The 14167-nt window shown below is 61.4% G+C and carries 11 protein-coding genes; 10 read left to right on the top strand and 1 reads right to left on the bottom strand.

The window, feature by feature from the left end:
* Positions 1 to 95: 95 nt before the first annotated feature.
* Positions 96 to 1460 (bottom strand): formimidoylglutamate deiminase, encoded by a 1365-nt coding sequence (locus QMX86_RS15985; protein WP_243241447.1) that lies wholly within the window; start codon positions 1458 to 1460, stop codon positions 96 to 98.
* Positions 1461 to 1606: 146 nt separating this feature from the next.
* On the opposite strand from QMX86_RS15985, the gene hutC reads away from it, so the two are divergent.
* From hutC to hutI, 10 genes are all read left to right on the top strand, one after another.
* Entirely contained in the window at positions 1607 to 2317 is a 711-nt protein-coding gene (gene hutC, locus QMX86_RS15980) for a histidine utilization repressor (RefSeq protein ID WP_162999786.1), read from the top strand.
* Positions 2314 to 2886 carry a HutD family protein gene (locus tag QMX86_RS15975; RefSeq protein WP_282384184.1) on the top strand — a complete coding sequence of 191 codons (573 nt, stop codon included), beginning with the start codon at positions 2314 to 2316 and terminating at the stop codon, positions 2884 to 2886. The genes hutC and QMX86_RS15975 overlap by 4 nt, the downstream gene beginning before the upstream one ends.
* Positions 2887 to 3357: 471 nt before the next feature.
* Positions 3358 to 5049, top strand: a complete 1692-nt coding sequence (gene hutU, locus QMX86_RS15970) for a urocanate hydratase (RefSeq protein WP_243241445.1) — start codon at positions 3358 to 3360, stop codon at positions 5047 to 5049.
* A gap of 163 nt (positions 5050 to 5212) precedes the next feature.
* Entirely contained in the window at positions 5213 to 6685 is a 1473-nt protein-coding gene (locus QMX86_RS15965) for a cytosine permease (RefSeq protein WP_282384180.1), read from the top strand.
* A 71-nt stretch (positions 6686 to 6756) separates the two neighbouring features.
* The gene (locus tag QMX86_RS15960; RefSeq protein ID WP_282384178.1) at positions 6757 to 7725 is read left to right on the top strand and encodes an ABC transporter substrate-binding protein; all 969 of its coding nucleotides are present in this window, start codon (positions 6757 to 6759) and stop codon (positions 7723 to 7725) included.
* A 68-nt stretch (positions 7726 to 7793) separates the two neighbouring features.
* Complete coding sequence (locus QMX86_RS15955; RefSeq protein WP_016772087.1) at positions 7794 to 8645, top strand: proline/glycine betaine ABC transporter permease; 852 nt, start codon at positions 7794 to 7796, stop codon at positions 8643 to 8645.
* Positions 8642 to 9472 carry a glycine betaine/L-proline ABC transporter ATP-binding protein gene (locus QMX86_RS15950; protein WP_016772086.1) on the top strand — a complete coding sequence of 277 codons (831 nt, stop codon included), beginning with the start codon at positions 8642 to 8644 and terminating at the stop codon, positions 9470 to 9472. Before QMX86_RS15955 ends, QMX86_RS15950 begins: the two co-directional genes overlap by 4 nt.
* Before the next feature lie 184 nt (positions 9473 to 9656).
* Complete coding sequence (gene hutH / locus QMX86_RS15945) at positions 9657 to 11180, top strand: histidine ammonia-lyase (RefSeq protein ID WP_282384174.1); 1524 nt, start codon at positions 9657 to 9659, stop codon at positions 11178 to 11180.
* A gap of 117 nt (positions 11181 to 11297) precedes the next feature.
* A complete protein-coding gene (gene hutH, locus QMX86_RS15940) occupies positions 11298 to 12830 on the top strand; it encodes a histidine ammonia-lyase (protein WP_282384172.1) in 1533 nt (510 codons plus the stop codon).
* A gap of 131 nt (positions 12831 to 12961) precedes the next feature.
* Entirely contained in the window at positions 12962 to 14167 is a 1206-nt protein-coding gene (gene hutI / locus QMX86_RS15935) for an imidazolonepropionase (protein WP_282384170.1), read from the top strand.

Raw genomic sequence — 14167 nt, 5'->3', positions numbered from 1 at the left:
GAGCCTGCTCGCGAAGAGGGTGTATCAGTCGACATGAATATTGACTGATACACCGCGTTCGCGAGCAGGCTCGCTCCCACAGTTTGGTTTTTGGGTCAACCCAAGAGATCGCGCAGGACCCGGGTGAAGGCTCGGGCGCTGTGCTCTTCGCCGGCATGCCGGCCATCGCGCACCACCCACTGACCATTGACCAGTACATCGCGCACCTGACGATCGCCGCCGGCGAACAACCAGCGATTGAGAATCCCGTCCCCCGCAGCCGTCGCCAGATACGGATCGCTACCGTCCAGGACAATCCAGTCCGCGCGCTTGCCCACTTCCAGCGCGCCGATCGGCTGCCCCAGTGCCTGTGCACCGCCGTCCAGCGCCGCGTCATACAGGGTGCGCCCGACCATCGGCTGCTGCGCGCCATACAAGCGATTACGCCGCTGATCGCGCAGACGCTGGCCATATTCCAGCCAGCGCAACTCTTCCACTACGCTCAGCGACACATGGCTGTCGGAACCGATACCCATGCGCCCGCCCTGGGCAAGAAAGTCCACCGCCGGGAAAATTCCGTCGCCCAGATTCGCTTCAGTGGTCAGACACAGCCCGGCGATCGCGCGACTGTTGGCCATCAGCGTGACTTCTTCCGGGTTGGCGTGGGTGGCGTGGACCAGACACCAGCGCTGATCGACTTCAGCGTTCTCGTAGAGCCATTGCAACGGACGGCGACCGCTCCAGCTCAGGCAATCGTCGACTTCTTTCTGCTGCTCGGCGATGTGGATGTGCACCGGGCATTGTTTGTCACTGGCCGCCAACACTTCGCTGATCTGCTGCGGCGTCACCGCACGCAACGAGTGGAAACACAGCCCCAGCGATTGCGCCTTCTGCTGCGCCAGTAATGGCTGCAACCGCGCTTGCAGATTCAGATAGTTTTCAGTGCTGTTGATAAAGCGACGCTGGCCATCGTTTGGCGTCTGCCCGCCGAATCCGGAATGACTGTAGAGCACTGGCAGCAGGGTCAGACCGATGCCGCTTTCGCTGGCGGCCTGACTGATGCGCAGTGCTAGTTCGGCAGGATCGGCATACGGCTGGCCGTTGCTGTCGTGGTGCACGTAGTGAAATTCGGCGACCGAGGTGTAACCGGCCTTGAGCATTTCGATGTACAGCTGACGGGCGATGATGCCGAGCTGATCCGGGCTGATTTTTCCGACGAGGCGGTACATCAGATCGCGCCAGGTCCAGAAACTGTCGTTGGGGTTGCCGGCCACTTCGGCCAATCCAGCCATGGCGCGCTGGAAGGCGTGAGAGTGCAGGTTGGGCATTCCCGGCAGCAACGGCCCGCGCAGGCGTTCGGCGCCGTCTGCGCTGGAATCGGCCTGGATTCGGGTCAACAGGCCATCGGCGCTGACCTCGAGACGTACATTGTTGGCCCATCCCTCAGGCAGCAGTGCGCGTTCGGCAAAGAAGGCGGACATCGTTCGGCACCCCATCGTGTGTTATTTGTATATACATATACAGACGTTTGCCTGCCCGGTAAACTCCGGCAAGCTAGTCACTTTCATCCAATGAACAGGGATCAACCGTGCCGACTCCGCCTCCAGTTTCTCCGTTGGCCGCGAACATGGGCGACAGTCCGGCGCCTTTGTACGCCCGCGTCAAACAGATGATCACCCAGCAGATCGACAGCGGTAACTGGCCGCCGCACTACCGCGTGCCGTCCGAAAGCGAACTGGTCAGCCAGCTCGGCTTCAGCCGCATGACCATCAACCGCGCCCTGCGCGAGATGACCGCCGACGGCCTGCTGGTGCGCATGCAAGGCGTGGGCACGTTTGTCGCCGAGCCGAAGAGCCAGTCCGCGCTGTTCGAGGTGCACAACATCGCCGATGAAATCGCCTCGCGCGGCCATCGCCATACCTGCCAGGTCATCACCCTCGAAGAAGAAGCTGCCGGCTCCGAACGCGCGCTGGCGCTGGACATGCGCGAAGGTCAGAAGGTCTTCCACTCGCTGATCGTGCATTACGAAAACGGCATTCCGGTGCAAATCGAAGACCGTTTCGTCAACGCACTGGTCGCGCCGGAATACCTCAAGCAGGATTTCACCCTGCAAACGCCTTATGCCTATCTCAACCAGGTCGCGCCGCTGACCGAGGGCGAGCACGTGGTCGAAGCCATCCTTGCCGAGCCGTCGGAGTGCAAGTTGCTGCAGATCGAAAAGGGCGAGCCGTGCCTGCTGATTCGTCGACGTACGTGGTCGGGGCGTCAACCGGTGACGGCGGCGCGTTTGATCCACCCCGGTTCCCGCCATCGTCTGGAAGGGCGCTTTCATAAATGAATTATCAAGTGAAGGTTCTACGCGCCGAAGGCTACCCGCGCATGCCGTGGAAAAACGGCGGCGGCAGCACCGAGGAAATCACCCGCGATGCCGGTGCAGGACTGGACGGTTTCGGCTGGCGTCTGTCGATTGCCGACATCACCGAATCGGGCGGTTTCTCGACATTCGCCGGTTACCAGCGAGTGATCACCGTGTTGCAGGGCGACGGCATGACCTTGTGCGTCGACGGTGACGATACCCGGCCATTGTTACCCCTGGACCCGTTTGCTTTCAGCGGCGAAAGCCAAGTGTCCTGCACCTTGCTCGGCGGTGCGATTCGCGACTTCAATCTGATCTACGCGCCGCAACGTTACAGCGCACGGTTGCAATGGCTGGCCGGTGAGCAGCGGTTTTTCAGCTCGGCATCGACGCTGCTGGTGTTCAGTGTCAGTGAGCTGATGGACGTGCGTGTTGGCGACGGCGTTTCGCAGCTCGGTCGGCATGATTGCCTGCAACTGGACGGCAACAGTGGGCTGGTCGAAGTCTCCACCCATGGCGCTTGCTGCATAGTCGAACTTCTCCAAAACTGACCCCTGTGGCGAGGGGATTTATCCCCGCTGGGTCGCGAAGCGGCCCCATTCCTGATTAGAAAAGCGGTCTGCTGCGCAGCCCAGCGCGGATAAGTCCCCTCGCCACAAAAGCCATCCCCACTCTTGTTTCCCTTCCGCGCACCAACTTGTTACCGAACGCCCCAGCGTGGCGCAAAACCTCGCTGACCTGGCCCAGCCGCATCTCCTCAGAATCTCCTCCCGGAAAATTTCATTCACGCCAGAACCCTCGATTCAGGCGCTCTCCAGCCCTACCTCTGATTTTTCCTGAACACTCCTCCAGCAAGTTGGCCGCTTGATTGCATATGCTTGTATGTACAAGTAAAGACGTATGCGTATGAGTCGTCCGAGACTCTCCGCAGCGTCCACTGATTCGCTTGTCGCGCAGCACAGCGCGCAGGCTGCTGCCCACTGCCAGGGTTGGTTTGAATTGATCGCTGAGGAGTCTTTTTCGTGACTGACAATACCCAGAACAGCAACAAGTTTCGTGACGTGCAGATCCGCGCCGCACGCGGTAACACGCTGACCGCCAAGAGCTGGCTGACTGAAGCGCCGCTGCGCATGTTGATGAACAACCTCGACCCGGAAGTCGCCGAGAACCCGAAAGAGTTGGTGGTCTATGGTGGCATCGGCCGCGCTGCGCGGAACTGGGAGTGCTACGACAAGATCGTCGAGAGCCTGACCAACCTGAATGACGACGAAACCCTGCTGGTGCAATCGGGCAAGCCGGTCGGCGTATTCAAGACTCATAGCAACGCGCCGCGCGTGCTGATCGCCAACTCCAACCTGGTGCCGCACTGGGCGAGCTGGGAGCACTTCAACGAACTCGACGCCAAAGGCCTGGCCATGTACGGCCAGATGACCGCCGGCAGCTGGATCTACATCGGCAGCCAGGGCATCGTTCAGGGCACCTACGAAACCTTCGTCGAAGCCGGGCGCCAGCATTACAACGCCGACCTCAAGGGGCGCTGGGTGCTCACCGCCGGCCTCGGTGGCATGGGCGGCGCACAACCGCTGGCCGCCACCCTGGCCGGCGCCTGCTCGCTGAACATCGAATGCCAGCAGGTCAGCATCGATTTCCGCCTGAAAAGCCGTTACGTCGATGAGCAAGCCAAAGACCTCGACGACGCTCTGGCGCGCATCGACAAATACACCAAAGAAGGCAAAGCGATTTCCATCGCCCTGCTCGGCAACGCGGCGGAAATCCTGCCGGAACTGGTCAAGCGCGGCGTGCGCCCGGACATGGTCACCGACCAGACCAGCGCCCACGACCCGCTCAACGGCTACCTGCCGGCCGGCTGGAGCTGGGACGAGTACCGCGCCCGCGCCAAGACCGAACCTGCAGCCGTGATCAAAGCCGCCAAGCAGTCGATGGCCGTGCACGTCAAAGCCATGCTGGAGTTCCAGAAGCAAGGCATTCCGACCTTCGACTACGGCAACAACATCCGTCAGATGGCTCAGGAAGAAGGCGTCGAAAACGCTTTCGATTTCCCGGGCTTCGTGCCGGCCTACATCCGTCCGCTGTTTTGCCGTGGCATCGGCCCGTTCCGTTGGGCGGCATTGTCGGGTGATCCGCAGGACATCTACAAAACCGATGCCAAAGTCAAAGAGCTGATCCCGGACGACGCGCACCTGCACAACTGGCTGGACATGGCCCGTGAGCGCATCAGCTTCCAGGGTCTGCCGGCGCGTATCTGCTGGGTCGGTCTGGGCCAGCGCGCCAAGCTCGGTCTGGCGTTCAATGAAATGGTCCGTAGCGGTGAGCTGTCGGCACCCGTGGTGATCGGCCGCGACCACCTCGACTCCGGCTCGGTCGCCAGCCCGAACCGCGAAACCGAATCGATGCAGGACGGTTCCGACGCCGTCTCCGACTGGCCGCTGCTCAACGCACTGCTGAACACCGCCAGCGGCGCGACCTGGGTCTCCTTGCACCACGGCGGCGGTGTCGGCATGGGCTTCTCGCAGCATTCGGGGATGGTGATCGTCTGCGACGGTACCGATGAGGCTGCCGAACGCATTGCTCGTGTGCTGCACAACGACCCGGCGACTGGCGTCATGCGCCACGCCGATGCCGGTTACCAGATTGCCATCGACTGCGCGAAAGAGCAGGGGCTGAATCTGCCGATGATCACTGGCGGCAAGTAATACGCTTTTGCTTCATGTGGGAGCGAGCTTGCTCGCGAAGAGGCCGGCACAGTCAACATTCGTGTCGGCAGACAGATTGCTTTCGCGAGCAAGCTCGCTCCCACAGAAAAGCAGCTCCACCGATGCTCAGTGAACCCGAATAGCAATCCACAGAGGTTGAATCATGGCGGTTAACAACGAACGTGCAGGCAGTACACCGTTGATCGAAAGGCGTTCGATCGACTACATCCCGGAAGCGGAAAGACACGGTCGTCTGTTCAGTCAGTTCACCCTGTGGATGGGCGCCAATCTGCAGATCACCGCGATCGTCACCGGGGCCTTGGCGGTGGTGCTTGGCGGTGATGTTTTCTGGTCGTTGATCGGTCTGTTGATCGGTCAATTGCTGGGCGGTGGTGTGATGGCGCTGCATGCCGCGCAGGGACCGAAACTGGGCTTGCCGCAGATGATCTCCAGTCGTGTGCAATTCGGCGTTTATGGCGCAGCGATTCCGATCGTGCTGGTATGCCTGATGTACCTGGGTTTCACCGCCACCGGTACGGTGCTCTCCGGGCAGGCGCTGGGGCAGTTGTTCGGTGTCAGCGACAGTGTTGGCATCCTGATTTTCGCCAGTGTCATCGTGCTGGTCACGGTGCTCGGTTATCGGGTAATCCACTGGATCGGCCGCGTCGCCAGCGTGATTGGCGTGATCGCTTTTGTGTTCCTGTTCTGGCGGCTGATGAGCCAGACCGACGTTGGTGCGCTCCTGCAGATTCGTCATTTCAGCTGGAGCAGCTTTCTGCTGGCGGTTTCGTTGGCGGCGTCCTGGCAGATCGCTTTCGGCCCGTATGTAGCGGACTACTCGCGTTACCTGCCGAGCGCTACTTCATCGGTGAAAACCTTTTTCGCCGCTGGCGCAGGTTCGGTGATCGGCGCGCAGGTGGCGATGATCCTCGGCGTGTTTGCCGCCGCTTCGGCCAATGGTCAATTCGCCGGTCACGAAGTCGCTTACATCGTTGGTTTAGGCGGCACCGGCGCCACCGCCGCGCTGCTGTATTTCAGCATCGCGTTCGGCAAAGTGACCATCTCGACGCTGAACTCCTACGGCAGCTTCATGTGCATCGCCACCATCATCAGTGGTTTCAAAGGGCACCTGACGGTTACTCGCATGCAGCGGCTGATCTTCGTGCTGTTCATCGTCGGCGCGGCAACCCTGATTGCCCTGCTCGGGCAGCACTCGTTCCTCGGTGCGTTCAAGTCGTTCATCCTGTTTCTGCTCGCCTTCTTCACCCCGTGGAGCGCGATCAATCTGGTCGACTACTACTTCATCACCCGCGAGCGTTACGACGTGCCAGCGCTGGCCGATCCGGACGGTCGCTACGGTCGCTGGAACCTGCTCGGTATCAGCGTCTATGTGTTCGGCGTGCTGGTGCAGTTGCCGTTCATCTCGACCAAGTTCTACACCGGCCCACTGGTAGCCGCCCTCGGTGATGTCGACATTTCCTGGATCATCGGCCTGGTGCTGCCGGCCGCCGTCTATTACCTCTGCGCAAAGAAATGGCACAGCGCAGTGCCCGATCGCCTGATTCTGCCGGTCGAGCAGAACAGCACCCAACAAGCAAAAACGAGCGGGGCCGGTCGCGCTGCGGCGCAGGCCTGATCTGGACGTGGACCAGGCTGGATGCCTCTTGAACTGCCGTAAGCCCATTCATGATTAGGAGCGTCACGACAATGAAATCGAACAAGACCCTGCTGACCACATTGCTGTCCATGGGCCTGTTGGCCAGTGCCGGTGCGACGCAAGCCGCCGGCTGGTGCGAATCAGGCAAACCGGTGAAATTCGCCGGGCTGAACTGGGAAAGCGGCATGCTCCTGACCGACGTTATGCAAGTGGTGCTGGAGAAAGGTTACGGCTGCAAGACCGACAGCCTGCCGGGCAATTCCATCACCATGGAAAACGCCCTGAGCAGTAACGATATTCAAGTGTTCGCCGAAGAATGGGTCGGCCGTAGCGAGGTCTGGAACAAGGCCGAGAAGGCCGGCAAGGTCGTCGGTGTCGGCGCACCGGTGGTGGGCGCGGTCGAAGGCTGGTACATGCCGCGTTACGTGATCGAAGGCGACGCCAAGCGCAAGCTCGAGGCGAAAGCCCCGGACCTGAAAAGCATCGCTGACCTGGGCAAGTATTCCGCCGTGTTCAAGGACGCCGAAGAGCCGTCCAAGGGCCGCTTCTATAACTGCCCGGCCGGCTGGACCTGCGAGCTCGACAATAGCGAAATGCTCAAGAGTTATGGCCTGGAAAACAGTTACACCAACTTCCGCCCAGGCACAGGACCTGCGCTGGATGCGGCGGTGCTGTCGAGCTACAAGCGTGGCGAGCCGATCCTCTTCTACTACTGGTCGCCAACGCCGCTGATGGGCCAGATCGATGCAGTCAAACTGGAAGAGAAACCCGGCGTCGACAAGACCGTGAGCATCAAGGTCGGCCTGTCGAAAACCTTCCACGACGAAGCTCCGGAACTGGTCGCCGTGCTGGAGAAAGTCAACCTGCCTATCGACCTGCTTAATCAGAACCTCGGGCGCATGGCCAAGGAACGTATCGAGTCGGCAAAACTGGCGAAAATCTTCCTCAAGGAACATCCTGAAGTGTGGCACGCATGGGTGAGCGACGACGCAGCCAAGAAAATCGACGCGGCCTTGTAGGTCAGGTTTCCCGGCTGCCAGCACGGCAGCCGGACGCTTGATCGCAACCCCTTGATTGAGAGTCCCTTATGTTTCCCGAAAGCTTTACCTTTTCCATCGCCGACTGGGTCAACGGTTGGGTCGATTCGCTGGTGACCAATTACGGCGATGTGTTCCGGCATATCTCCGACACGCTGCTGTGGGCCATCGTCAGTCTCGAAGGTTTGCTGCGTGCGGCGCCGTGGTGGTTGATGCTGGCAATCGTCGGTGTCATCGCCTGGCACGCCACGCGCAAAGTCGTGACCACGGCAGTCATTGTCGGTCTGCTGTTCCTCGTCGGCGCCGTTGGCCTATGGGACAAGCTCATGCAGACCCTGGCGCTGATGATGGTCGCGACGATCATTTCGGTGCTGATCGGCATCCCGCTGGGGATTCTCTCGGCACGCAGCAATCGTCTGCGTTCGGTGCTGATGCCGCTGCTCGACATCATGCAGACCATGCCGAGTTTCGTTTACCTGATTCCGGTGCTGATGCTGTTCGGCCTGGGCAAGGTGCCGGCGATTTTCGCCACGGTGATCTACGCCGCGCCGCCGCTGATTCGCTTGACCGATCTGGGCATTCGCCAGGTCGATGGCGAAGTCATGGAGGCGATCAATGCCTTCGGCGCCAACCGCTGGCAGCAACTGTTCGGCGTGCAACTGCCGCTGGCGCTGCCGAGCATCATGGCCGGGATCAACCAGACCACGATGATGGCCCTGTCGATGGTGGTGATTGCCTCGATGATCGGCGCCCGTGGCCTCGGTGAAGACGTACTGGTGGGGATTCAGACCCTCAACGTCGGCCGGGGTCTCGAAGCCGGGCTGGCGATCGTGATTCTCGCGGTGGTCATCGACCGCATCACTCAAGCGTACGGTCGGCCACGCCACGAGGTGAGCAAATGAGCAACGCAAGCGTGAGCAAGATCGAAGTGCGCAACGTCTTCAAGATTTTCGGCAACCGCGCCAAGGATGCGCTGGCCATGGTCGGCCAGGGCAAGAGCAAGGACCAGGTGCTCAACGAAACCGGTTGCGTGGTCGGCGTGAACGACTTGTCGCTAAGCATCGGCACCGGCGAAATCTTCGTGATCATGGGCCTGTCCGGCTCGGGCAAATCCACCCTGGTACGGCACTTCAATCGCCTGATCGACCCCACCAGCGGGGCGATTCTGGTCGATGGCGAGGACATCCTGCAGTACGACATGGACGCCCTGCGCGAATTTCGTCGACACAAGATCAGTATGGTGTTCCAGAGCTTCGGTCTGCTGCCGCACAAGACCGTGCTCGATAACGTCGCCTACGGTTTGAAAGTCCGTGGCGAAAGCAAGCAGGTCTGCGCCGAACGCGCGCTGCACTGGATCAACACCGTCGGCCTCAAAGGCTACGAAAACAAATACCCGCACCAGCTCTCCGGCGGCATGCGTCAGCGCGTCGGCCTCGCCCGTGCGTTGGCGGCGGACACCGACATCATTCTGATGGACGAAGCGTTCAGTGCGCTGGACCCGCTGATCCGCGCCGAAATGCAGGACCAGTTGCTGGAACTGCAAAAGACCCTGCACAAAACCATCGTCTTCATCACCCACGACCTCGACGAAGCCGTGCGCATCGGCAATCGCATCGCGATTCTCAAGGATGGCCGGTTGATCCAGGTGGGTACGCCAAGAGAGATCCTGCACTCGCCGGCCGATGAGTATGTCGACCGGTTCGTGCAGCGGCGCGCGGCGGTGGTCTAAAACTGAGTGGCCTATGTGGTGAGGGGATTTATCCCCGTTGGGTGGCGAAGCCGCCCCAAACCATGCCCGCAAATCTGTCAGACAGACCGCGGTGGCCGGTTTTACGACTGCTTCGCAGCCCAACGGGGATAAATCCCCTCACCACTGGGTTACCGGCATCAACAGAATTGGTATGAGGTTTTAGATGTCCCAGGCTGAAAAAATCGTTATCACAGGCAGCCCTCTGCGTTGGCAGGACGTGGTGGCTGTCGCCCGTCACGGTGCGCCGCTGGAACTGTCCAGCGACACCTGGGCGCGCATCGACAACGCTCAGGCCATCGTTCAGCGCATCGTCGCCAGCGGCGAGCGTGCCTATGGCGTCAACACCGGTCTGGGCGGTCTGTCCAACGTTTCGCTGCAAGACGAACAGCTCAGCCAACTCTCGCGCAACACCCTGCTCAGCCATGCCTGCGGTGTCGGCCCGGTGCTCAGCGACGAGCAGACCCGCGCGATCATCTGTGCCGCGATCCACAACTACAGCCACGGCAAATCCGGCCTGCATCGGCGCGTGGTCGAAGGGCTGCTGGCGCTGCTCAATCGCGGCATCACTCCGCAGGTGCCGTCGCAGGGTTCGGTGGGTTATCTGACGCACATGGCGCACATCGGCATCGCGTTGCTCGGCGTCGGTAATGTCAGCTATCGCGGGCAGATCACCTCGGCGCAACAGGCGTTGGCCGAAGAAGGCCTGCAACCAGTGCAACTCGGTGCGAAGGATGGCTTGTGTCTGGTCAACGGCACGCCGTGCATGACCGGCCTCAGTTGCCTGGCGATTGCCGACGCTACGCGGCTGTTGCAATGGGCCGATGTCATTGGTGCGATGAGTTTCGAAGCCCAGCGCGGCCAGATCGATGCCTTTGATGCCGAGATCATCGCGCTCAAGCCGCATCCGGGCATGCAGCAGGTCGGCAACAACCTGCGCGCCTTGCTCGATGGCAGCGAAGTGATCGCCGCGAGCAAAGGCATTCGCACTCAGGACGCGCTGAGCATCCGCTCGATCCCGCAGGTGCATGGCGCCGCGCGTGATCAACTGGAGCACGCAATCAAACAGGTCGAAGCCGAACTCAACGGCTGCACCGACAACCCGTTACTGCTGGGCACGCCGGACAATTTTCGGGTGATGTCGCAGGCCAACCCGCACGGTCAATCCGTGGCGATGGCTGCGGATCTGCTGGCGATTGCCATGGCCGAAATCGGCTCGATTGCCGAGCGTCGTCTCGATCGTCTGGTCAACCCGCACGTCAGCGGTCTGCCGGCGTTTCTGGTGGCCGATCCCGGGGTCAACTCGGGGATGATGATCGTGCAATATGTCGCCGCATCGCTGTGTGCGGAAAACCGCCAATTGGCGCAACCGGCGGTGCTCGACAACTACATCACCTCGGGCCTGCAGGAAGATCACCTGAGCATGGGCACCAACGCCGCGCTGAAGCTGCATCGCGCGCTGGAAAACTGCACGCAGATCCTTGCAGTTGAATACCTGCTGGCGGCGCAGGCGTTTGAATTCCTCAAGGAACAGCGCTTTGGCGTGGGCACTGACCGCGCGTGGAAACTGCTGCGCGAAACGGTCCCCGCCTACGATCAGGATCGCTGGCTGGCGCCGGATATCGCTGCCGCTGCGACCGTATTGAAAGACCCGAATCTGCCGCACAACGTTCTCCCGAATTTGTACTGACAACTACCCATACCAGCGTGCCAAGGCGTGGATCGTTCACAAGACGAGAAACGACGGATAACGGAATGCTCCGGAGCGACTGGTAGTTAATAACAAACTCTCAAAAGGAGCATTTTAATGACTGCGCTGAACCTGATCCCCGGCCAACTGAGCCTGGCCCAACTGCGTGACGTCTACCAGCATCCGGTCACGTTGACCCTCGACAACAGCGCCAGCGCGCAGATCGAGGCCAGCGTCGCCTGCGTCGAGCAGATCCTTGCCGAGAACCGCACCGCCTACGGCATCAACACCGGTTTCGGTCTGCTGGCCTCGACGCGCATCGCCAGTGAAGACCTGGAAAACCTGCAGCGTTCGCTGGTGCTCTCGCACGCGGCCGGGGTCGGCCAGCCGATCAGCGATGAGCTGGTGCGACTGATCATGGTGCTCAAGGTCAACAGTCTCAGCCGTGGTTTTTCCGGGATCCGTCGGCAGGTGATCGATGCGCTGATCGCGCTGATCAATGCCGAGGTCTATCCGCATATTCCGTTGAAAGGTTCGGTCGGTGCGTCGGGGGATCTGGCGCCGTTGGCGCACATGTCGCTGGTGCTGCTGGGCGAGGGCAAGGCCCGCTACAAGGGCGAATGGCTTGAAGCCACCGAAGCGCTGAAAGTCGCCGGCCTGGCGCCCCTGACTTTAGCGGCTAAAGAAGGTCTGGCGCTGCTCAACGGTACCCAGGTTTCCACGGCGTTTGCCCTGCGCGGTTTGTTCGAAGGCGAAGACCTGTTTGCCGGTGCAGTGGCGCTGGGCAGTCTTACTGTTGAAGCCGTGCTCGGTTCGCGCTCGCCGTTCGACGCGCGCATTCATGCCGCGCGTGGGCAGAAAGGTCAGATCGATGCCGCTGCCGCCTACCGCGATCTGCTTGGCGAGCGCAGCGAAGTCTCCGCCTCGCATCAGAACTGCGACAAGGTTCAGGACCCGTATTCGCTGCGCTGCCAGCCGCAAGTCATGGGCGCCTGCCTGACCCAGTTCCGTCAGGCCGCTGAAGTGCTGGCAGTGGAAGCCAACGCGGTTTCCGACAACCCGCTGGTATTCGCCGCTGAAGGCGACGTGATTTCCGGCGGCAACTTCCACGCTGAACCAGTGGCCATGGCCGCTGACAACATGGCCCTGGCCATCGCAGAAATCGGCTCGCTGAGCGAACGCCGCATCTCGCTGATGATGGACAAGCACATGTCGCAACTGCCGCCGTTCCTGGTGGCCAATGGCGGGGTGAACTCCGGTTTCATGATCGCGCAAGTAACTGCGGCAGCACTGGCCAGCGAAAACAAGGCGCTGTCCCATCCGCATTCGGTGGACAGCCTGCCGACCTCGGCCAACCAGGAAGACCACGTATCGATGGCCCCGGCCGCCGGCAAGCGGCTGTGGGAAATGGCTGAGAACACTCGCGGCATTCTCGCCGTGGAATGGCTGGCGGCAGTGCAGGGCCTGGATCTGCGCAACGGTCTGAAGACCTCGCCGAAGCTGGAACAGGCACGGGCGATTTTGCGCAAGGAAGTGCCGTTCTATGAAAAGGACCGCTTCTTTGCGCCGGACATCAATGCGGCGACGCAATTGCTGGCGTCGCGGTGCTTGACCGAGCTGGTGCCGGCGAAGCTTTTGCCGAGCCTTTAACCCTACCCACTGATCGTTCCCACGCTCTGCGTGGGAATGCCTCAAGGGACGCTCCGCGTCCAGTGACGCGGAGCGTCACGGGCTGCATTCCCACGCAGAGCGTGGGAACGATCACTATAAGAGGAACCGGGATGAAAACCCTCTGGCAACACTGCCACGTCGCAACCATGGCCAACGGCGCCTATTCGATCATCGAGGATGCCGCGATCGTGACATCCGGCACGCTGATCGAGTGGATCGGCCCGCGCACTCAATTGCCGTCCGGCGAATACCCGGCGGTCAATGATTTGCAGGGTGCGTGGGTCACCCCCGGTCTGATCGACTGCCACACCCACACCGTGTTCGGCGGCAACCGCAGCGGCGAGTTCGAGCAGCGTCTGCAAGGCGTCAGCTACGCCGAGATCGCCGCGCAGGGCGGCGGCATCGCCAGCACCGTGCGCGCCACCCGTGAAGCGAGCGAAGACGAGTTGTTCGCCAGCGCCGCCAAACGCCTGAAAAGCCTGATGCGCGACGGCGTGACCACGGTGGAAATGAAGTCGGGCTACGGTCTCGATCTGGCCAACGAGCGCAAGCTGCTGCGGGTCATCCGGCGCCTGGCCGAAGAGCTGCCGATCAGCGTGCGCAGCACTTGCCTGGCGGCGCACGCCTTGCCGCCGGAGTACAAGGATCGCGCCGACGATTACATCGATCTGGTCTGCGAGCAGATGCTCCCGGCCCTTGCCGCCGAAGGTCTGGTCGATGCCGTGGATGCGTTCTGCGAATATCTGGCGTTTTCGCCGGAGCAGGTCGAGCGGGTGTTCGTCGCCGCGCAACAACTCGGACTGCCGGTAAAGCTGCACGCCGAGCAGTTGTCCTCGCTGCACGGCTCCAGCCTCGCCGCGCGCTACAAAGCCTTGTCCGCCGATCACCTGGAGTTCATGGATGAGGACGATGCCATCGCCATGGCCGCTGCTGACACCGTCGCCGTGCTGCTACCAGGCGCGTTCTACTTCCTGCGCGAAACCCAATTGCCGCCAATGGACGCGCTGCGCAAACACAAGGTGAAAATCGCCATCGCCAGCGACCTCAACCCCGGCACCTCGCCGGCGCTGTCGTTGCGTCTGATGCTGAACATGGCCTGCACCTGTTTCCGCATGACCCCGGAAGAAGCTCTGGCCGGGGCGACCATCCATGCCGCGCAGGCGCTGGGCATGGCGCAGACCCATGGCTCGCTGGAGGTTGGCAAGGTCGCCGACTTTGTCGCGTGGGACATCGAGCGTCCGGCGGATCTGGCCTATTGGCTCGGTGGCGATCTGGACAAGCGCGTCGTGCGTCACGGCGTCGAATCGAATCTGTAG

The organism is Pseudomonas sp. PS01270 (genome assembly GCF_029959775.1).
Lineage (GTDB): Bacteria > Pseudomonadota > Gammaproteobacteria > Pseudomonadales > Pseudomonadaceae > Aquipseudomonas > Aquipseudomonas atacamensis.
This window is presented reverse-complemented; position numbering and strand designations above follow the sequence as displayed.